This window comes from Carbonicoccus niuqiaonis (assembly GCF_050157065.1).
In the GTDB taxonomy this organism is placed as follows: Bacteria; Actinomycetota; Actinomycetes; order Propionibacteriales; family Propionibacteriaceae; genus Avipropionibacterium.
This window is the reverse complement of record NZ_CP189573.1, coordinates 79,871-100,648: the sequence shown is the minus strand read 5'-3', so window position 1 is coordinate 100,648 and position 20,778 is coordinate 79,871. Positions and strand designations below refer to the sequence as shown.

The 20,778-nt window shown below is 65.9% G+C and carries 9 protein-coding genes and 1 tRNA gene; 1 reads left to right on the top strand and 9 read right to left on the bottom strand.

The annotated features are described in order from the left end of the window. Positions 1-11: 11 nt before the first annotated feature. From dpdJ to ACQBAU_RS00375, 9 genes are all read right to left on the bottom strand, one after another. The gene (gene dpdJ, locus ACQBAU_RS00415; RefSeq protein WP_465257124.1) at positions 12-4,400 is read right to left on the bottom strand and encodes a protein DpdJ; all 4,389 of its coding nucleotides are present in this window, start codon (positions 4,398-4,400) and stop codon (positions 12-14) included. Next, positions 4,397-5,080 carry a hypothetical protein gene (locus ACQBAU_RS00410; RefSeq protein WP_465257125.1) on the bottom strand — a complete coding sequence of 228 codons (684 nt, stop codon included), beginning with the start codon at positions 5,078-5,080 and terminating at the stop codon, positions 4,397-4,399. Before ACQBAU_RS00410 ends, dpdJ begins: the two co-directional genes overlap by 4 nt. Then, complete coding sequence (gene dpdH, locus ACQBAU_RS00405) at positions 5,077-8,082, bottom strand: protein DpdH (protein ID WP_465257126.1); 3,006 nt, start codon at positions 8,080-8,082, stop codon at positions 5,077-5,079. The genes ACQBAU_RS00410 and dpdH overlap by 4 nt, the downstream gene beginning before the upstream one ends. Then, entirely contained in the window at positions 8,079-8,954 is an 876-nt protein-coding gene (locus ACQBAU_RS00400) for a hypothetical protein (protein ID WP_465257127.1), read from the bottom strand. Before ACQBAU_RS00400 ends, dpdH begins: the two co-directional genes overlap by 4 nt. Position 8,955: 1 nt before the next feature. Then, a complete protein-coding gene (dpdF, locus tag ACQBAU_RS00395; RefSeq protein WP_465257128.1) occupies positions 8,956-11,526 on the bottom strand; it encodes a protein DpdF in 2,571 nt (856 codons plus the stop codon). Beyond that, a complete protein-coding gene (gene dpdE / locus ACQBAU_RS00390; RefSeq protein ID WP_465257129.1) occupies positions 11,519-14,725 on the bottom strand; it encodes a protein DpdE in 3,207 nt (1,068 codons plus the stop codon). The genes dpdF and dpdE overlap by 8 nt, the downstream gene beginning before the upstream one ends. Before the next feature lie 1,342 nt (positions 14,726-16,067). Next, positions 16,068-16,140: transfer RNA gene (locus ACQBAU_RS00385), tRNA-Ala, on the bottom strand. A gap of 229 nt (positions 16,141-16,369) precedes the next feature. Then, positions 16,370-17,668 carry a hypothetical protein gene (locus ACQBAU_RS00380; RefSeq protein ID WP_465257130.1) on the bottom strand — a complete coding sequence of 433 codons (1,299 nt, stop codon included), beginning with the start codon at positions 17,666-17,668 and terminating at the stop codon, positions 16,370-16,372. Between the two features lie 199 nt (positions 17,669-17,867). Continuing rightward, positions 17,868-19,115 (bottom strand): hypothetical protein, encoded by a 1,248-nt coding sequence (locus ACQBAU_RS00375; RefSeq protein ID WP_465257131.1) that lies wholly within the window; start codon positions 19,113-19,115, stop codon positions 17,868-17,870. Between the two features lie 191 nt (positions 19,116-19,306). On the opposite strand from ACQBAU_RS00375, the gene ACQBAU_RS00370 reads away from it, so the two are divergent. Further along, the gene (locus tag ACQBAU_RS00370) at positions 19,307-20,755 is read left to right on the top strand and encodes a CCA tRNA nucleotidyltransferase (protein ID WP_465259488.1); all 1,449 of its coding nucleotides are present in this window, start codon (positions 19,307-19,309) and stop codon (positions 20,753-20,755) included. Positions 20,756-20,778 lie beyond the last annotated feature (23 nt).

Below are 20,778 nucleotides of genomic sequence, written 5' to 3'. Positions count from 1 at the left end.
TCTTCTGGCGGTCACTGGAACTCCTCCGCCAAAGAGAGTGAGGCGGTCAACTGGCCGCGGCGGTGATGGATTCCCCTGACGCGCGCGAAGACGCGCAGTCCGCTCCGTTCGATCGGCGTGACTATCGCCTCACGCAGTGCATGGGCTAGAGCGGCGCGGCGCGGATACGGCGCGCTGAGAATCACCCGCCCGTCGCCCTCGATGCCTCGTGTGTAGGCGTCGACCCAGCCAGGCTGTGTCACATCGATGACAGCGGCACCGTCATTTACGACCTCGCCAAGCATAAGTCGCTCGACCGTCACGTCGCGGCGATAGGGGTGCCAGTGATCGAGGCGCTGTGAGCGAGCGTGTGGGCCGCGCAGCCACAACATCGAGAACGCGGAGTCGGCTGTCATCGGGTTGATGTCGAACCCGAGATTGCCCTGAGACCCGTGGTAGGCGAGTGTGCGGGCATCGACCTCCACACCGAGACGTGACTCCACGTCCACCCAGGCCGCAGCGAGATCCGCTACCACGCGGTCGATCGCGGGGCTCGAGCCTGGCCGCAGGAACCGAGCTGCGAAGGTGGAAACGAGTAAGTGGTCTGGGGGGCCGTCGGACTCGGTCCAGATTTCCCGCAGTCGCTCGAGGGCCTTGTCCATGGCGGCTATGCCTTGTGCACCTCGGAACCCGGTAACCGCCTTCGCAAAGTCCGTCCCAGTTGTGACCAGATTTCTCAGGGCTTCCTGCATGGCCTCGTCGACCTCTTCGGCGTCGGTCGGAGAGCACGCACGGGCGACCCCTTCCCAGAACCGACGCGGGTCCTGCACGTAGTCCCTGTGAAGTGCTTCGAGCAGGCCGAGGCCGCCGATCGAGGTCTCGGACACGAAGATCCGATAATCACGAGTCGCCTGATCAAACTCGATGTCGCAGACAAGGTCGCCTTCGTTCGCATCGGAAAGTGATTCGCTCACCGCAGCGAGGACGGCATTAGCGAGGGTGTCGAGAAAGACGCGGTCGAGTAGGTCGCCGGTCTCGTCCTGGAGATTTTCGGATACGAGCAGGCGGCCATGCTCTTCGATGACCGTCCGCACGGTCGGATCGACGGATAACTCGGCAAGTGTGCGGAGCATCCGACTCTCGTCCTCCTCCAGCCCCTCTGCCCCGTACGCAGCGGCGAGAAACTCCCGAAGGTTGTCGGCCCAGTGGCCGTCGGCAAGCCGGTCCGGTACGGCGACGACAGCCTCTCCGGCCAGACCACGGGCGACGAACTCGTCCAGATAGACGTCGGACAGCCATCCGCGCTGAAAGACGTTGGCGACGTCGTCGAGGCGTTCATCCTCGAGCACGCGGCGACGGAAGGCGAGAGTCCTCCACGGCGGTGAGGACGGGAAGTCGCGAAGAAACGCGGGGCCGCCTTCGGGAAGGTGACCGGTCACGACCATCGCATCGACTTCGAGTTCGAATCCGATCGCAGCGGGCAAGCCCTCGTGCATGTAGCGGACGTGCACGGGCGTGCGGTGGCCTGCTCGATGGGTTATCTCGCCGTCGGAGCCGACGGCCATCCTGCGGACTTTGAGCGGTCCGCCGCCAACGTGCAGTGCGAACCCGCACATGTCGACCAGAGTCGCCCAGATCGACGGGGTGGGCACGTCTACCTGGTGCAGCGCTTCAACGGCATACTCGAACGCGGACCGCCACATTGGCGTAGCGGTGGTGGCGTCCGCGATGTCGGGTGGCGGGCTCACAAGGCGCAGAGTGAGAGGTCGCACCACCGTGAAGCTTTCACCAGTCGGTGTCGTCCAACTGCCTAGCCCGTGACCCGCAGCGACCACCTCGGTGAGGTGCAGTTCGGTCCCTGTTTCGGGCACGGGCAGCCAGGTGCGAAGTGACGCATGGGCGTGACCAAACCTGCGGCTCACTCTGCCCGGAACCGCCTCACGAAGTGCCTGCCCGATTGGCATCGGCGGCGGCTCGTCGCCGAAGTTGCGCGGCAACTCGAAGCGGACGTCGGGCGTGTTGAGCGACGCGAACAGCGTTCCCGTGATGAACTCGGGCAGCGGCATACGCTCTTGTGCCCCCGGATCGACTTCGCCTGCGAGGGGTTTCCAGTCGGCCTCGAGTCGGCGCAACGCTGTCGGCACAACCGACAGCATCAAAGACCGCGGTTCCTCCCACAACGCCGCGCTGACCTCGTCCTGAGAGAGGGCGAGGGAGCGCCGGAGATGGTCTGCCAGTTCGAGTTGGACCTGACTATTGGAGAGGACTGAGCGCAGCACCGAGATCACCTGTGGCGCCCTGACGTGGGATCTGCCGTTCCACGGCGGCGACAACACCGAACGCACGTCGGCCCCAGTCTTGCGGGCGACCCAATCGAGAAGAGAGTGAGTCGCCTGGATCTTCACCACGAATCTGTTGTCGATGGGGAGTGTTCGGGCGTCGATCTCGGGGTCGAGGAGCCTTTCGTAAGTCTGGTATGCGATCCGGTCGCGGCCGTAGTCGGACAGCACCACGACGGTCAGCGGCCGCATATCAAGCCGCCGCCCGGCTCGGCCCCGCCTCTGCAAGAAGGAGGCGAGGTCACGCGGGGCCTTGTGCTGAATCACAGCGCCGACACGCGGATCGTTGAATCCGACCTCGAGCGAAGAGGTCGCAGTGATGACGTCGGCCGAGGTATCGACGCCGGCGTCCTGGGAGGAAGTTCGTGCGATGCGGAGGGGTCGGTTCATACGCTGCAGGCGATATGACAGATCCCAAGACTGCCCGTCGGAGTAGCGCGGTCCGGCCTGCGGCTCTGCCGGACTGCGAAGGTCGGCCAGCACTGCACCGCCCATTCGTCCCCGGGGTTGGGCCCCCTCGGCGTCTCTCAGGTTGTCGTATAGCCGATTGATGACGTCGAGGTCGTCGGTAAAGGCGAATGCCACCGAGCCATAGATCCCTGGATCGTTGTTGAGGACGCGGCCGAGCAGCATTGCGGTCTGGATGGTCGTCGACAGCAACTGCGTGCCCGAGATCGGGTCACCGCGAAGCACGATTCCGTACTCACGGCTGATCGGTAGGAGTTCGTCGGCGATCGGGGAGATCACTTCGACGTTGGCACGCTCGGCACCTGTTAGCGTCGCGAAGAAGTCGCCCGCGTCGCGCAGCGTCGCCGACAGACCCACCATCACCGGGCTGTCAGCGCCCCACTGACGGTTGGAACTGCGCCAGCGCCGGAGCATGAGGCCTACCTGTGCACCGTTCATGCCCGAGTAGGTGTGTACCTCATCGAGGAGCAACAGCCTAGTGCCGTTCGGTCCCCTCCATCCCAAGAGGGGCGCCAGCAGCGAGTTAGTTGACTGCTGGCTCATCATCTCGGTGGAACTGAACAGGATGTCGGGCGGGTTCTTCGCCAACGAGTCCCGGGTCAGCGCGATCGTGCCCGGCAGCGTGGCGAAGCCGCATGTCGTGCATATGAGCTGCTCGCGTCCGGCAACTCGGTCGGCGTCGGGCCAGACGAGGCTGCCTTGGCAGTCCTCGGTGGTGCAGGGGAAGTACGGCGCCACCCAACCCTGCCCTCGCCGTTTCCACGCGCGCCAGTCGCTGGAACTCTCGAGGTCGCGGTCACGAGGGGTTTGGCCGTAGAGGAGGCCGATACGCACCGATCGTGCCCCCTTCCCGCCGAGCGGACCGAGTTCCGTGACGACACGAAGGGCTTCCCTTGCTTGGTCACGCAGCAACTCGTTTCGTGGATAGAGCGCCAGCGTGTGCGGACCGGTGCGGGCTACTCCGGCGGTTGCCGCGATGTCGAGTAGGGCCGGGAGGTAGAAGGCAAGCGTCTTGCCCGAACCCGTGCCCGCGGTGATGATGCGAGCGCTCAACTGGGGGGCTGTGAGCGCCGCCAAGATCGACGAGGTCGCCTGGACCTGGAAACGTGCAAGTCTGTTGGTGCCCACTATTCGGCTGAGTACCTCGGCGTGGTGGTCGGTCCAGTCGGGTAGTTCGGCGAACTGACCGATTGCCTCGGCCGACGTCGTCGAGCGACGCGGATAACGCCGGGGCCCGACTTGGAGCCGGTAGTCGGCCACCAGAGTTCTGGCGTGGCGCCACCAACCGGGCGCCGAAGGGTCACGCGGCGGGAAGAGTTGCCGCAGGTTGCGAAGCAAGCGCAGCGTCTCCCCCAGTCGCGTGCGGTACTTGGGGGTCGACTCTGGCAGTCGATGAAGCAGACCATGTGCCAACAGGTGGTCGAGGTACTCCTCGACGGTCGCCAGTTCCGCCTCCGGGTCCTCGGCGTCTTGGTCGAGTTGGGCGTCGATGGCGTCCTCGACCTCGGACTGGCTCAGGAAGCCGTCGACGACTCCCCATGCGAGCAACCTGAGTTCCTTGTCCTCGAGGCGGCTGAGAAGGTCCGGGACGCCTGCCCACATGCTGTCCGTCATGAGGCGATGTGGAGGTAGAGCTGGTCGCTCAGGGAAGCGTCCTCTCGCAGCATCTCTAGTTCTGCGTCGCTCAGGTCTGCCAGCAGGATCCGGCCATCCGTGAAGCGATTCAGCAGAGCGTCGATGCTCGCCCCGTCGACTGCGGCGAGTTCCTCCTTGACGCGGTCGTAGAACCGTTGGAACTCAGTGATGTCGGCAATGGACGGCTTCCTGGCAGCCCGCGTTTTCATGTTGGAGATCCGCGTCGCAGTCGCGCGCCGATGGGAGAAGGGAACTCTCGGCTGAAGTGCCAGCGGCAACCCGTCAACCATCTGGGCTGCCCAGGTGCGCCAAGCATCGGCGTTCGCGTCGTCGATAGCCGACCGCGCCGCAAGGACGTCTCTGGTCCTGGCGTTCAGGAATTGTGCAGTCGGTCGGCCCAGGCCGGCCTGTTCCTTCAATCTCTTGACAGGCTGCTCGAGGTGGCCCGGATCGGTAACGGGGACTCCGGCCTTCTTGAGCTTGCGGTGAACATCTAGCACGCTGCTGAGGGTTCTCAACTCCTGGTCCAACTTGTTAATGGCTGTCTGGACCTGGCCCTGGGCCTGCGAGACATCACGGTCGTCTCTCCTGGCACGCGCGAGGGCCGTGAGTCGCCTGGCGCGTGTGGCAAGGCTGGCGGTGGGCGCGGTGTCGCTCATGAATTGGACTCCTTCACGATCTCGAGCCAGGTCTTGATGGTCTCATCGAGCTGATTGTCCACGTCGGCGATCGTGCCCCCACTTGTCTCCGCAGTCCGAATACCTGCCTCGATCCACTGCGAACTCGACTCAAGGAACTCGGCGATCTTCGGCAGGTCTGCTCCCACTACCGTGCCGAGGCTGGTCAGTCGCGCGGTGCCCGATTGTTCGGCGACGCTCGCGGCGAGCCGCTCGATCTCCTTGATGCAGCGCGAGTCCCAATCCCGGGCCTGAGCGTTCGATGCCTCCAATGCTTGGAGGTTGCTCACCGGGATCAGACCGAGGTCCTGCCCGTTCTTGACCGCCTCGACGATGGCGTCCACAGTCTCGGTGAAACTGACTTCCTCCGGCAAGTACTTCCGGATCCGGCCGGTCAACCCATTCCAGTGGAGAATCTGTCGCTCGTTGGTGCGCAATAGCGCCTTGAGTTTCCTCTGGGCGTCAGTGCACCAAGAGGGCACCCCGGAGTCATCGTCAGCGTTCGCAACCTCCTTAGCTCTGCCCACGATGCGAAGCAATCGTTGGATGTCGATCGCGTAGACGCCGCCGGAGACGCCTTGCGCCGCACCGATGCCTGCCATGAACTGGTCGACGGCCTTACCTCGCGCGGCGACGTAGTCCTGGTACGCAGCGATCCACTCGGGCGCACGTGCCGCTGCGTCTGGGCGTGCGGTCATGTCGCGCCACAGGCACGCGTTGACGTAGTCGACATCCTTCGGCTTCGCAGGCAGAGCACCGCACGCCGCCGCTCCCTTGATTAGCGACCCAGCCGCCTGGATAAGCGAGGCGTCGTCGAACGCGAGTTCGTCGACGATCCGGTGCTTGGCCGCGTCGACGCTTCCGGAAACGAGTGAGTCGAGTCGTGCAAGTGCGTCCCCTGCTCGGGCGGGGTGGCCATCCCGGATCAGGACAAGGCCCTTGAGTGTGGTCGCGTTGCGCGCTGATCGTTCGATACGAACAAACGGCAGTACGGCCAGGGCGAGGTTCTCGTTGGCACCCTCGATCGAGACCCCGCGTGCGTTCTCCGGGACTGCCCGAGCGAGAGTCATCGTGTCCGGGTCCTTGATGACGGTGTCGAACCAATCGATCCGCGAAACCAGTGCCTCGCGAACGATTTTCCTTAGGTCGCGGGCGAGGCCTTGCGGCAGGACCTGTCCCTGCGACCACTTGTCAATATCGTCGAGTTGCTTCTGAAGCGACCTCGGCAACTCCCCGCGCTTGGCACCGCCATCGTCGTGGCCGTCGCCGTCGAGGTCGCCGTCGTCGCTGCCATCGTCGGTTCCTACATCGGGTAGTACCGGATGGGAGAATACGGCGACGATGTCGTCACTTACCTTCTTCTTGGCTGCGTCGCCCCAGAAGGTGAGCAGTGACTCCACACGGCCGGCGTCTTCGGCCGAGTAATCCTCCTCGACCTGTTCGCGGACGTGTGTCGGGAGTTGCGGCAGTCTCATCACGGCGGATTCCTCGGCGAGGAACGCCGCTGGAGGGAACTTGCCGCTCTCGATGACCTCGATGTTGCTGTTCAAGGTGTCGCGGATGGCGCGCGACAACACCTTGCGCGGGTTGAAGAGGACACGGTCGCCGTCACGGGCCGCGCAGGCGCGGATTGCGCGAAGAATTGCTGGGCGGTTGTAGGGGTATAGCCCATACTCTGCGTCGCCCGACCCAGATGTGCCGAACGTCGCATGGCACGACGCGCGATAGGGGCATGCGTCGCACCCGTCCGGCACAGCCGGAGCTGCGGACTCCAGAGCGGCCTTACCGACACGAGCTGCATTGAGATACCGACCGAAGAAATCGACGAGCAGATCTTCCTGGTCGCCACCGCTCTGTTCCAGATTGAGGTCAACGTCAACCTGGTAGATCGGTGAGGAGGCCTCTGCCCGCCGGCGGAAGGTCTCGGGAAGCTGTTCGTTGTAATAACCGGGAGTGACGGCCATCAGCGTGCGGACCGTGGCGTACTTCTCCTCGCCCCGGACGACCCCAACCTCTATGATCGCGTCGAGAAGGTCACGGCGCACGCCCTGGATGAGCGCAACGTCCTCGACCAGCAGCAGAATCTCCTGTCCGACAAGCCTCTCGCGGATCTTCTTGAACGCGTGCCCGACATCACCGACGTTCAGGCTGGCCGCCTTCGTCACCGCGACGTCCAGATATTCGTTAAGAAGGCGTACCGCCTCGTTCTGCATCGGAGCGCTGGCGACGAGCCTCCTGAACAGCTTCTGGGCCGCCGCGGAAGCGTCCGCGATGTCGTCGTTGTCGACAATGTCGAGTGGCAGTTCATCGACCGTAAACTCGAGCGGTACGTCGGGTTCGTCAGCATCGCGACCGTGCAGGGCATGCTGGGCCCGGCGCTTGATGAACGCCCCCGGACGGAGCAGGTGATGCTCGAACAGTGGGTCGGTGAAGAACAAGCGCAGACCATTCTCGCCAACCAACGCCTTGCCGTAGGGGTTGTCGGCCTTGGCCGTGCGCAGTGCCTCAGCCAATTCGGCGAGGATCTTGTGCTCCATTTCGTCGGCGGTGACGCCGGAAGCTAAACTCGAGACTCTGCGCCTGATCTCGTCGAGTTCGGGATCGTGTTGGTTGACCAGGAGCGCCTCGATCACATCCTTGAGACTGGTCTGGGTCTTCTGCAGGTAAACGATGTGACGGCCGGATTTCGCAGGAATCTTTGCGTTCACCCACCGGATGAGGTGCGATTTACCCGCCCCGGACTCGCCGAGCACCGGTGCCACCAAGACGCCGTTGTTCGGCCCTCTGGTCAGAAACTCGTCGAGCACATCGAACTCCGTGATGACCGTGGCCGAATCGTCACCGACCACGCCTGCCTGCCGGCGGATTCGCAACGGGGCGTGGGTAGCGAGAAGCACCGCATCGGAAGGCGTGGCCGCCTCGGTCGGAATGGTGGCAGTGACATTCCTGGATGTCCAACAAACGTAGTTGCGTTGCGCGCTCACGGTCGTCGCTCCTTGATGGTCACGTTCGAGACGTAGCGGTCGGTGCGGAAGTTCTGCGCATCAGGAAGCGCCAACACACCCGAGGGGTCGGACTGGTAGCCCATGGTGAGGATCTGCCGCTGCTCCGCCGACGACAAAGCCAGTCCAAGCGCCGCGATCGCCAGCTTCCCGTCGTCCACGAAGCCCGGATATGTCGCGCTCGGATGGCCTGGTAGGACCGGAAGTTCGAAGCGCAGGAACTCGAGGAGACTGTCGATCGGGATCTGCTCTCCACGCGGCAGGGCGTCGCCGAACGGAGACCGGATCGCGTCGATCACGGCAACCGTCGGGTCGGGGACGATCTTCGCCTTCGAATCCCCGTCGACCGCCAGGATCCTGAGCGCCGCCTGTCCGAAGCCAAGCGCCTGACTCCACCAGCGAAATCCGTTCCACCGGGTGTCGTTGGTGAAGAGGCCCTCTGGCATGTTGGTCTGGACGTTGACCGCGTAGTGAAGGGGGACCATTGGCGGCTCCCGCATCAGCCAGACGAGAGCAGAGCGGAGATCGGGAGCGCCCTGAAAATTCTTCCCGACCTCCTCCGGAGGAAGAACGAGTCGCCGTCGCAGCAAGCGCAGGAACTCGTACGCGTCCTTCACCTCGTCGGCCCGGTAAAGCCCGTCTGTGTCTTCGCGGACAAGTCCGAACTCCCGCAACCCCGCCAACGCCCGGCGGGCGTGGGCACCTTGCTGGGAAGAGCCCGCGCGCATCGCCTCAGGCGTCACCAAATCGAGGATCTCGTCCCGACCGAGGTCCGGCTTCGCCATCACCACCCGATAGACGAGCCACATGGCCTGGGGTAGACACAGAACTGGGGATGCGTTGAGGACGTCCACGTCACAAACTCCTTAGTAGGGCATCCGCCGAGATGCTGCGGTCGCCGGTGTCGCGCAGGAGATGCCCCGGCTTGTCGGGGTTTTCAGTCGTCGCCGGTCCGACAAGGTATGAGGTGAGCCCAGATTGCATACGGTCGCGAAGCGGAGGGCCGACCGCGTCACCTCCGAGGACGAATGCCATCGGTCCCTGGTAAGTCGCAGTTAGGGTCACGGCTGCGGTGGGGTCGTCGTGGATGATCGGGGTCTGCGGCACAGCCCCCTGGAGTCGGTCGGCGTCAACCGGCGTCATCCCCGCAAAGACCCTCACGTTGCGTTGGGCCAGTCGGATGAGAAGGGGTTGCAGGTCCGCTCCCCCGTCGAACCAAATGAAGAGCGACGGCTTGTCGCCACGCCACCCCGCCAGTGGGTCGTTCGCGGGCCGGGGTAGCGGCAGTAGTGGACTGGGCTCGAGTGGGTAAATGCCGGGAGAGGTCTCCGGCTCTCGTCTGCATGCGGGGCAACCGCGGCAAGCCGCCAATGTCCGCAGCACCCCGCCGCCGTGGGAGACCTGGTAGTGGCGGGCGATCATCCGTCCCACGCACTGCTCGCCCTCGATCAGAGCAAGCGCCGATTTCAAGGCCCGCCGCTGCGCTTCTCCTGCTGCTTGCCTGACCTCCCCCATTGCCTGGATCCACCCGGCGCGCGACAAGTAGTTGCCATTGACGAGCTCGAATTCGATGAGGTCCTCCACCTCGCCGCGGAACGCCTCCAGCGACTGCGCCGAGGTCTCCTCAGACATTCCTGGTTCGGGACTCCATCGAGGGACTTGGAACCGGATGATCTCAGCTTGCGCCATCAGCGTCAGCGTCCGCACGTTCCACCGTGCGCTCTCGCCGTATCCCTCGGCCATGTAGGTCGGGAGAGAACTCTTGCGGACGCGGTACCGAAGGCCAGGAAGTTGCTTCCCGGTGCTGAGCAGGCTCTGCCATCGCTCCCAACCCCGCTCGTCGCCGATCATCGTGACTGAGCTGAGCCGCTCCGCAATGTGTCGATCCGCAGGAGCGCCGCAGAGATAGGCTATAGAGGGTCGCCCGTCACGCCCGGCGCGTCCGACTTCCTGGTAGTAGCGGTCGATCGTCTCGGGCAGGCAGGCGTGTACCACGGTCCGCACATTGGGCATGTCTAGGCCAAGACCGAAGGCTGAGGTGCCGATGATCACATCCAGACTCGTCCTGGTCCCTACGCCCGAGGAGGTCACCCCCCGCCAACGTTCCATCACCGCACGGCGGTCGGCCTCGCCGGTCTTCCCGGTCACGCTGCCTACGCGCAGCAAACCGAGACTGCGGAGGCGAACAGCCCAGTTCTCGGCGTCCTCGACCTTGCTGGTGTACAGGATCAGCGGCCGGGGCAGTCGGCTGATCGCCTCCAGCACGGCATCCTGTCGCGATTGCTCGTCAGCGCGCGTGGCGAGGAAGTACGCCGGCTCCGTGCGCAGTTCCGAACCCCAAACCAGGTCGACCTCGGCGTTCCCGACCCTGAACAGTTTGGAGATGAGGTCGACCGGTTGCTGGGCGAGCGTGGCGCTCAGCAGCAGCACCGATGGCTTCTTAGCGTCCGGGGCAGCGGCATAGCCGTCGCGGATCAGTCCGGGCATCGTCTGAAACTCAGAGCGGAAGTCAGAACCCCACTGGTCCACCAAGTGCGCCTCGTCGATCACGACCTGCTGCAGGAGACCGGCCCTCGCACAATCGAGGACGGCAGGAGCCAGACTGGACACGAAGGCCTCAGGCGACGCGTAGAGGAGACGCTGGGTTCCCGACCGCACGGCGTCGCGCAACTGCTTCTTGACGTCGGGATCAAGGGTGCCGACATAGGCGTATCTCGCGTGCGGACTGAACTGTCGACCGAGGCGCCTGGCCTCCTCATTGGTCCGACGCTCCATGTCGAGGGCCAGCACGACGGTAGGGACGACCACCATCGTGACGCCCTGGGTCGATAGCAGCACCTTGGACCATGCGATGGCGGTCTTGCCCCGCCCCGTCGGCAACGAGACCAGCACTGAGCCTCCGTCGTTGAGGACCGCGGCTCGGGCAGCCTGCCGTTGCGGTTCGCCTCGGTACGTCGGGTAACCGTGCGCCGCCTTCCAGAACGGGTCGGCCTCGAGCAACCCAGTGCGTGCTGGTTCGGCGTCGCGGTAAACCTCGAGCACCTGCTCGCGAGCGAGATCCGTCCCGACCTCGTCGCGCTCCAACGATGCGGGTGGGGCCCAGTCGAGTGCCTGGACCGAGCGGCCCCCATCGGCCAGCGGCGCCGACGTACATTTCACCGCCTCCCACTGCTGCGGATTCGGCCATGCAGCGCCCGCCGGAACAGCTAACGACGGATTTCCGCCGTAGGTGACGCGGGTAGTCAGCAGCACTTGGCGGATGAGCGAGGCGACGTCGCGCCATCCGGCCGTGCCGTTACTCAAGCCCGCCATCGCGTCGAGGAGGCGACGGCATGCGTCGCTGATCGCCCAGGCCGGATCGAGCGGAATCGTTCCGGGCCAGGCTGCGAGAGCAGCCTGGCTCGCCGTAATGTCGTCCCTAGACATGGTCGGCCCAAGACGTCGCCGAAACGACGACACAACTGACGCCAGTGACGCGGATGACGGGCTTGGCAACGCCAGCTTCGATCGCCCGTCCCATCTCGACCTCGGCGCCAAGTGCGGCGGGGTCGGTGACAAGACCGGCTGCCATGGAACGTGCTCGGCTCTGCGCAAGCACGATCTCGGTCTCCCTGCGGACCTGCTCTGCCGCCTTCTGGGACGCCTGAACTACGTCAGCGACCACCTCGACGTGCTCGCGGGCCACCGAGAAGCAACTCTCTGCGACGGGCGCTAGGTTGTTTTCGCCACCCAGCAACGAGTGGAGCGCTGGGATTCGATGGAAGTTTAAGTTGACGTCGCGACCCTTGACGTACGGCAGAGAAAGATAGCTGGCAAACCCCGGGTCGTCGACCGGGACCAAGGTGTGGGCTGGGATCCATACGCGTTGATACTGCGGCGCCAAGGCAGCGTCGGCCCGCCGTCGTGCGATGGGTTCAACCTGGGATCGACCGTGGAGCAGGTCCACCATCGGCCCGAGATCCGCCTCGATGAGGAAGTCGAATCCGAAGTACGTCATCGGCTCGTTCGGCCCGCGCTGATTCAGTCGCCACATCGCCACCGCCTGGCCCCGGTCGTCCAGGTCGAGCAGCGTCTCGACTCCGTCGATGAATGGGTTTCCTCGGCGGAAGAGCCGACCTCTCGGCCGCAGTTGCCAGCGGTCGAAGAACCCGGTCCGGGCCTCTTTAACTGTGTTGATCCGGCCGAGCAGCCTCGGGCTCAGCAGCGGCTTCTCCTCAAGCCCGTGCTCAAAGGTGACGCTGCCGTCCATGTTGGGCCTGCGGGCGAAACGGAACCCCTCTGCTCCCTCGATCAACTGCGTGAAGGCCTTCTCGATGCCCGTCGAGTCCTCCTCGTACGCCGCGATCGCCATCGCCATTGCCTCTCCATCTGCGTGTGTGCCGTAACTAGACTCCAGTGCATCCAGTTCGTTGATCCGCCGCTTTTCCCTGCGAAGTGCCTCGCCGATCGTCGTCTGCCGATCGAGGAACCCCTCGATACCTTCGGTTAGGGCGGCTGTCCAGAGGTCCTCGGCAAGGTCGTCGACAGCTTCCTGGAGGGTCGAGATCGATTCGCCGAAAATTCCGAATCCAGAGCTCAGCACCTTTACCCATGCGGTCAGCAGACCATCGGGGTCGCTGTCCGCGATGACGTACTGCTGCGCGGTGCGATGGTCGCCGTACCGATCCACGCGGCCGATTCGCTGCTCAAGGCTGTTCGGGTTCCAAGGCAGCCGGACGTGGAAGGCGAGGTCGGCCTCCTGAAAATTGCGGCCCACGTCGCCGGTCTCGTCGACGACGAGCATGCCCCCCGCGCGCCGCCACGAATCAGTCGCCTCTTCACGCTGCACCTCGGACTGTTCCTCCAGATGCGCGTAGGCGGGCACCGGGCGCCCCATGAGCCGATCGCGCAGGTTGGCGGCAAGGACCCCCCGGCCACAGAAGATGACGGCGCGCTGCTTCGGGGGGCAACGCCTCGCGATTGCTTCGGCAAGTAATTCGAGACCGTCTGTGCCGGACGCGGTGCCGAGTTCGACCAGGATTCGTGACTCAAAGCCGAGGGGCGGCGCTAGGTCAAGGAGCGACTTTTCCTCGGGGAGGAGGCCGGCTTCCTTCCCGTTTACCCGGTAGTCGAGCGCGTCGTGCAGATCGCGCACAGGTCCACCTAGGCGTGAGACCAGGACGCCCAGCGCGCGGCCATAGGGCCTTGGATCGAGTTCATCGTCGAGGATGGCGGCGGAGCAACGAGCAACCCAATCAGCGATCGCGCTCGCACCGGCGGTCACCTCCTCACCGTTGAGACGCGCGACCTTGGGGCGGGTCCGGCCGGTAAATTCGAAGGGCGTCAGCAGGCCCTTGTCGTCCAGTCGCTGCTTCTCGATCACGTGGCGTCGGTTGCGGATGACTCGATGGTGCAGTCGATAGGTCTCGGAGATGTGGGTGCGAAGAACGGCGATAGCGCTCTTCAGCGCCTCAAGGTCGACGGCTTCGGGATCGCCGCCGCCAGCCCGCATCACGCCCAGCGCACGTTCCATGGCCAGCCGGAGAGTGTCGTCCCCGGGGAGCAGTTGCCCGATCTCGTCGAACTGCAACTCCAGCAACTCGGGGTTGTTAGGGTCCGGTTCCTCGTCCAGGCCGAAGACCGCTAGCGCCAACTGGTGCCGGGCGCTGAGCAGTTCAACGAAGGCGTCTTGGTCCTCCCATCGAAACAACTGCGGGTCCAGCAGATGCAGCAAAGCGAGGTCGGTGGTCGAACTACGAGAGAATGGGGTCGCCGACAGCATGAGGACGCGTGGCGCCCCGTGCGCGATCGGGGCGATGTCGGCGTATGGTGACGCCGTCGGCCCGTCCGTGCGAGCGAGTAGGTGTGCCTCGTCGACGACGAGCAGGTCCACCCCGCTCAACTGCTTCCACTGCTTCGACGCGCTATGGGAAAGAATCACAAACGGCAATTCGCCGGCTGAGTTGACGAAGTCGTCGAGGTAGAACTTCTCAAGCAACTCCGACCGCCATTGGGCGACCATCGCGTCCGGCACGATGACGCCGATCCGACGGCCCGGTTCGTCAACGAGCAACTGACGCATCACTAGGCCGGCCTGGATCGTCTTGCCCATCCCCACCTCGTCGGCAAGGAGGTAGCGCTGCACGGGGTCTCGGATGATCCGGAGCGCAGCATTGATCTGGTGTGCGTGGATGCGCACGCCGGACGACATAATGCCGGTTGCAGAGGCTGTCGCCGCGCGCTCAGCCAGCAGCGCTCTCCGAACGGGCTCCCGCGCGTCTCGGAAGCGAGGGGATTCATTCGCTCCGCTCAACAGCGCCTGCAGCGGATCCCGCGGTGCCTTCTCCCACCGGACCCGCAGGCGGCTCTCGGCTATGTCCACGTCCCAATGTTGGTTGGGCACCCGCACGTAGTAGACGCCCATGTCGTCGTCGCCGCCAACGACGCGGCCAGCGCGCCACCGGTCGTTGCCGTCCTTGAAGTGGACCTTGGTCTGCTCGCCGAGGGGCACGCGGCGTACATCGGCGACATCACACCACACGACATCGGCCACCGGCTCAGCTGCCGACTCGAAGAACTCGATTCTGGCCTTGGCCCCGTCAAATTCCGCGACTCGACCAATGCCTGGCGACAACGGGAAGGTCACTAGGTTTCCCAGGGAAAGCACCACTATTTGCCCGCCCCCCGGCGGCACCGACGGTGCCCTGGACGGAGCGCGCCCCGACGACATAGCAGCGCTTCCATGCGTGGAGTCGTGTCCTTCGTCCAGGCAACGCGGCGAGCAACTTCTGTCACACCAAGGCAGTCTAGCTGTCGCGATGCCCTCGAGGATTTCGGGTGAACGGGTTGAGGAACGGAGTCAGATGCGCATCCGGCTGCAGCCGCGACCGGCTTGCAGGGTCTCTCGACCGCCGACAGGTCAGCCCGATAGGTCTAGGCGCATGCGGGCGAAGCGAGTCGGCTGCCGCCACCATCAATGCTCGAACGCGGTGTCTGCCTCCCTCGACGATAACCGTGGGCGCCACGCGGGTGTCGCAACCGGCTCGCGGCTGAACCGACCGAGATGTTAGACGGCATGAGCAGGTTGAGGCCCCGCTCGCACATGTTTCGTGGGTTGCCGGGCAAGCCTCGGTTGTCCGGTCGGGCCACAAGTTGCGGGATGCCTCGGGACTGCTGCACCGATACGTGACATCCGATCTGGCTTGCCCGCCGGGCGCTTGGAAGGATGTGCATCAGGCCGCTCCCTACCCCAGGAGTTCCGCGACGACGTCGCGCGTGTGGCCCGGTTCCGTGAGGATGGCATCACGATCGCACAGATCGCGAAGGACTTCGGCGTCCACGAGATGACGCTCCACTATGGATCCGCCAAGCCGACATCGGCGACGGCAAACGTCCCGGCGGGAGTCGCCCGAGCCGCGTGACGCCCGCATGCAGATTCGGCTGTTGATGCAGGAGAACGAGGATTCTGCGCCGTGCCGCTGCCTACCTCTCGCAGGCCCACGTGCGGGGAGAGACGCTACCCGCTCGTGAGTGAGCTCGCTGAGGACGGCATTCCCGTTGAGGTGTCCCCTGCGGGTCTTGAAGCTCTCCCGCCAGCCCTAGCACCACTGGCGGAGACAGAGCAGGTCGCCAGGCCGAGCTCGTCGAGGCCTACCGGGCCAACGCACTCCTGGACGCCCACCGCTACGACCCCGAGTTCGGCTACCGGTTCCTGGTCAGCGAAGCCGCAGAAGCGGGTGAGGTGATGTGTGAGCGGACGGGTGAAGGATCTGCCGGGACAACCAGCGGTAGTCCACCTTCGGCAAGAGGCGGGCCAAGAACGGGAAGCACCGGGACCGACGGTCCACGACGGGTCTGGTCCAGCGGGACTTCTCCGCCGATGAGTCAACGAGCTGTGGCCGACCGACATCACCGAGCACTGGACCGACGAGGGCAAGCTCTACTCGAAACCACAGAAACCGAAGCGTTTGACCCGCTGTTTCTCTGTGTGGAGCCTAGGGGACTCGAACCCCTAACCCCCTGCTTGCAAAGCAGGTGCGCTACCAATTGCGCCAAGGCCCCGTACGCCCGAGGGCGTGCCGGACCATGTTACGGCACGGGCGACGTTCGGCACCAACCGCCGACGAGACCCGCCGACTGCTGATTGCGCTTCGGCCTGTAGCCCCCCCCTCGTCAAGCTCGGGGCCTCTCGACAAGCTCGAGGGGCGGAGGGGGGGACCTCTCGACAAGCTCGAGGGACGGACCTCTCGACAAGCTCGAGGAACGGGCCCTCGACAAGCTCGAGGAGCGGTCAGCGGCCGTACGCGTACGAGATCGGGTCGGTGGTCAGGTCGGCGATGACGTTGGTCGACAACCGGGAGGTCTGGTCGTACTGCCGAGTCTGGCCGCCGGTCTGGTACTGGAACCGGAGCCGGACGGTGTACTCGTAGGTGCCCGACATCTGGGGTCCGTCGACGATCGCGCGCCAGTCGGACTCGGGGTTGGTGTCGACGGCCCACTGCACGGAGTCGGGCACCAGGCCGGGCACCTCCTGGGCCTTGAACGGGCAGTTCTCCGGCTGCAGCTCCTTGGTCTTGGAGCACTCGGCCATCAGCTCGCCGAGGCCGGTGTACGCGGCCTGCTTGCCCTCGTCGGTGATCGAGACCGACATCGTCGGCTCCAGCGACGGGATGCCGACCATGATGTCCTGCACCGGTTCGCTCCACGCCAGGTTGGGGGTGCCGGTGCCGAACTCGTAGATCCCCGGGAAGAGCGTCAGCGACGCCGGGTTCGACGGCTTCGCACCGTTCACGGTGATGTCCACCCCGGACAGGTCGGCCTCGGGGATCACGTACGTCCGGGCGGCGTCGACCAGCTTCCAGCCGTCGTCGCCCTCGGACACCTTGTACTGGATCCGCTGCTGCTCGTTGCCGACCTTCAGGTTCACCGTCACCCAGGTCGGCGACTCCTCGTGGATCGACACCTGCGAGATGCCGCCCAGCTCGTTGGACCGCTTCAGCACCTCGTCGGTCAGCAGGGTGGTGTCGGTGATCGGCTCCGCGGAGTAGGTCATGGCCTCCTGTGCGTTGGCCGCCTGCAATGCCTCGAAGTAGTTCAGCACCATGTCGCCCTTGGTGTCGCGGAAGATCAGGTACGCGCCCGCCACGATCGCCAGCACGAGCACCAGCCCGCCGGCGACCAGCCCGATCAGCAGTCCCTTGCCCACCTTCCGCTTCGCCGGTGGCGGCGCGATCGCCTGGTGCCCCACGCCGACCGGCGGGTGTGGCGGCGGACCACCCTGCGGCCCGGATCCGCCCGGACCACCGGGCCCACCTTGGCCACCGGGCCCATCCGGACGCCCGCCATGGCCGGCCTGCCCACCGGGCGCACCCGGTCCACCGGCACTCGATTGTCCGTACGGCCCGCCCGGGCCACTCCCCTGCGGGCGCGGGGCACTCCCCTGCTGCTGCGGCCCACCCGGAGCTCCCGGAGCACCCGGCCCGCCCTGCTGCCCGCCGGGCCGCTGCCCGTACAGCACGGTCGACTCCTCGGGGTTGGCCGAGGCCTGCCCCCACGGCCCACTCGCGGTGCCCGACGACGCCGGCGGCATCGACCACGGATCGGGTTGCCCACCCGGCCCACCAGAAGCAGGGCCAAGACCACCGGAACCAGCGGGACCACCGGACCCACCACCTGGCTGCGATCCGGGCCGACCGGGGGGCATCGGGGGCTGGGCGTTCATCACTGCTCCTCGCGTGGTCTCAGATGCCCGAGCCGCTCGTACGTACGAGGGCCGGGGCCGTGGGGCGTCAGTTGCCGTAGCTCAGCTTCGGCGGGTCGGTCGTCATGTCGGCCTTGACGGTGGTGCTCAACGTGACCCGCTGATCGTACGACTGCTTCTCAGCGCCACGGGTGTAGGTGAACTGCAACCGGACCGTGTACGGCAGCAGCCCCCGCACCTCCCTCGGGTCGGTGAGCAGCTGCGGCTGCCACTTGGCGGCCGGATCGCCGACGATGGTCCACTTGATCGTGTTGGTGTCGGGCGTGCCGTTGAACGACGACGTCTTCAACCGGAACGGGCACCCCGCCGGCTCCAACTCCTTCTTGGCCGCACACCCCTTCAGCCATTCCCGGATCGCGGTACGGGCGGCCTCCTTGCCCTCGTCGGTCATCTCCACCCGCATCCCGGCCATCGGGGTCATCACCATGCCGCCGGTGAAGACCTTCTTGGGCTCGGTCCACGCCAAGTTCTTTGTGCCCGTGCCGAACTCGTACGTCCCGGGGAACAGGTACATCTGGCCGGTGGCGCCCGGCTTCACCCCGTTCACCAGCAACGGTGCGTTCTCCGTCCCGACGGTCATCATCCTCACCTGGAAGGCGGCGTCGGTCATCTTCCACTCACCGTCCACCTTGGTGACCCCGTACGTCACCTCGTCGACGGTGCCGCCGATCTTCATCGACACCGTGACTGACCTGCTGGTCGACGACTGGACCACGACGTCGGTGATGGCGCCCAGTTCGTTCGACTTCTTGAGCACCTCGTCGGTCAGCAGCGACTTGTCGATCGGGTCGTTGCTGGAGTACGACAGCGCCTCGGTCGCGTTGCCGGCCGCCAGCGCGGCGAAGTACTTCTCCGCCATCTCGTCCGGCTTGTTGTTGATCACGAACACGATGACCCCGACCATCGCCAGGATCGCCAGCACCACGAACCCGCCGATCAGGCCGAGCACCAGGCCCAGCGGCGACTTCTTCTTCGGCGGCGGACCCGCCGGCGGCACCGGACCGCCGGGGTAGCTCGCCGAGGCGGCCGACTGCGGTCCGTACCCGGGCGGTGTCGGTTGCTGGGGCTGCCCCGAGTAGCCGGCGGGCTGGCCCGAGTAACCACCCTGCTGACCGTAGCCCGGCTGCCCCTGCGGAGCACCTGGTTGACCTTGTGGAGCGCTCGGCTGACCCTGTGGAGTGCCGTGCTGCCCCTGGGGTGCACCGGACTGGCCCTGGCCGTGCGGGGTCAGCCCGAACTCGTCGTACGGCTGCGGGCCTTGGGGGTAGCCACTCATCACCGCTCCCATCTGTCGTTCAACGCCGCCCCCACTGTACGGGCGCACGGGCCCGCTCAGGAGTTGTCCACAGACATTCCTGCGACCCCGGCGGCCGGCGCCCACCGACCGACGGCTCGGAGCGACGGCACCCGATAGACTCGTCGGTCGTGCCGAGCCTCAACAACGCCCAGTCCAACGCACTCGCCGAGATGCTGCGGATCACCCCGGTCGTCGACCGGTTGGCCACGCTGTTCGTCGACGCCGGCCACGAACTCCACCTCGTCGGCGGTTCGGTCCGCGACGCCCTGCTCGGCCGGCTCGGCAACGACCTCGACTTCACCACCGACGCCCGGCCAGAGCAGATCCAGCCGCTGCTGACCTCCTTCGCCAGGTCGTCGGCCCCCGGCGGCGGGGTGTGGGACATCGGCCGCGCCTTCGGCACCATCGGCTGCCGCTTCGTCGACGGCGACGGCGCCGACTGGGTGATCGAGGTGACGACCTACCGCAGCGACGCGTACGCCCCCGACTCCCGCAAGCCGGAGGTCGCCTTCGGGGACACCCTGCTCGGCGACCTGGTCCGCCGCGACTTCACCGTCAACGCCATGGCGATCGCGCTGCCGGACCAGAAGTTCACCGACCCGTACGGGGGCCTGTCCGACCTGGCCGCCGGCCGGCTCGCCACCCCCGGCACGCCTGAGCAGTCGTTCTCCGACGACCCGCTGCGGATGATGCGGGCGGCCCGGTTCACCTCCCAGCTCGGGTTCACCCCCGACGAGCAGGTGGTCGCCGCGATGACCGCGATGGCCGATCGGATCTCGATCATCTCCGCCGAACGGGTCCGCGACGAGCTGTGCAAGCTGGTGCTGACCGACTCCCCACGCGCCGGGCTCGGCGTGCTGGTCGACACCGGGCTGGCCGACCACGTGCTGCCCGAACTGCCGGCGATGCGGCTGGAACGCGACGAGCACCACCGCCACAAGGACGTGTACGAACACAGCCTGACCGTGCTCGAGCAGTCGATCGAACTGGAACGCGACCGCGGCCACGAGCCCGACCTGATCGGCCGGCTCGCCGCCCTGCTGCACGACATCGGCAAGCCGAAGACACGCCGGTTCGAACCCGGCGGCAAGGTGTCGTTCCACCACCACGACGTGGTCGGCGCCAAGCTGGCCCGCAAGCGGCTGCAGGCGCTCAAGTTCCCCGGCGACGAGGTGAAGGCGATCAGCAAGTTGATCGAACTGCACCTACGGTTCCACGGGTACGGGGGCCCCGACGGCACCCGGGCCGACGCCCGCGGCGGGCCCGAGTGGACCGACTCGGCCGTCCGCCGCTACGTCCGCGACGCCGGCGACGAGGTGGAGCGGCTCCACATCCTGACCCGCGCCGACTGCACCACCCGCAACCAGCGGAAGGCGACCCGGCTGCGGAAGGCGTACGACGACCTCGAACGTCGGATCGCCGAACTGGCGGCCGAGGAGGAACTCGCCGCGATCCGGCCCGACCTCGACGGCACCCAGATCATGGAGCTGCTCGACATCGGGCCCGGCCCTGTCGTCGGCGAGGCGTACCGGCACCTGCTGGAGCTCCGGCTCGACCGCGGTCCGATGACCACCGACGAGGCGACCGCCGAGCTGCGACAGTGGTGGGCCGATCGCTGAGGTCGGGCGCCCCCGGACAAGGC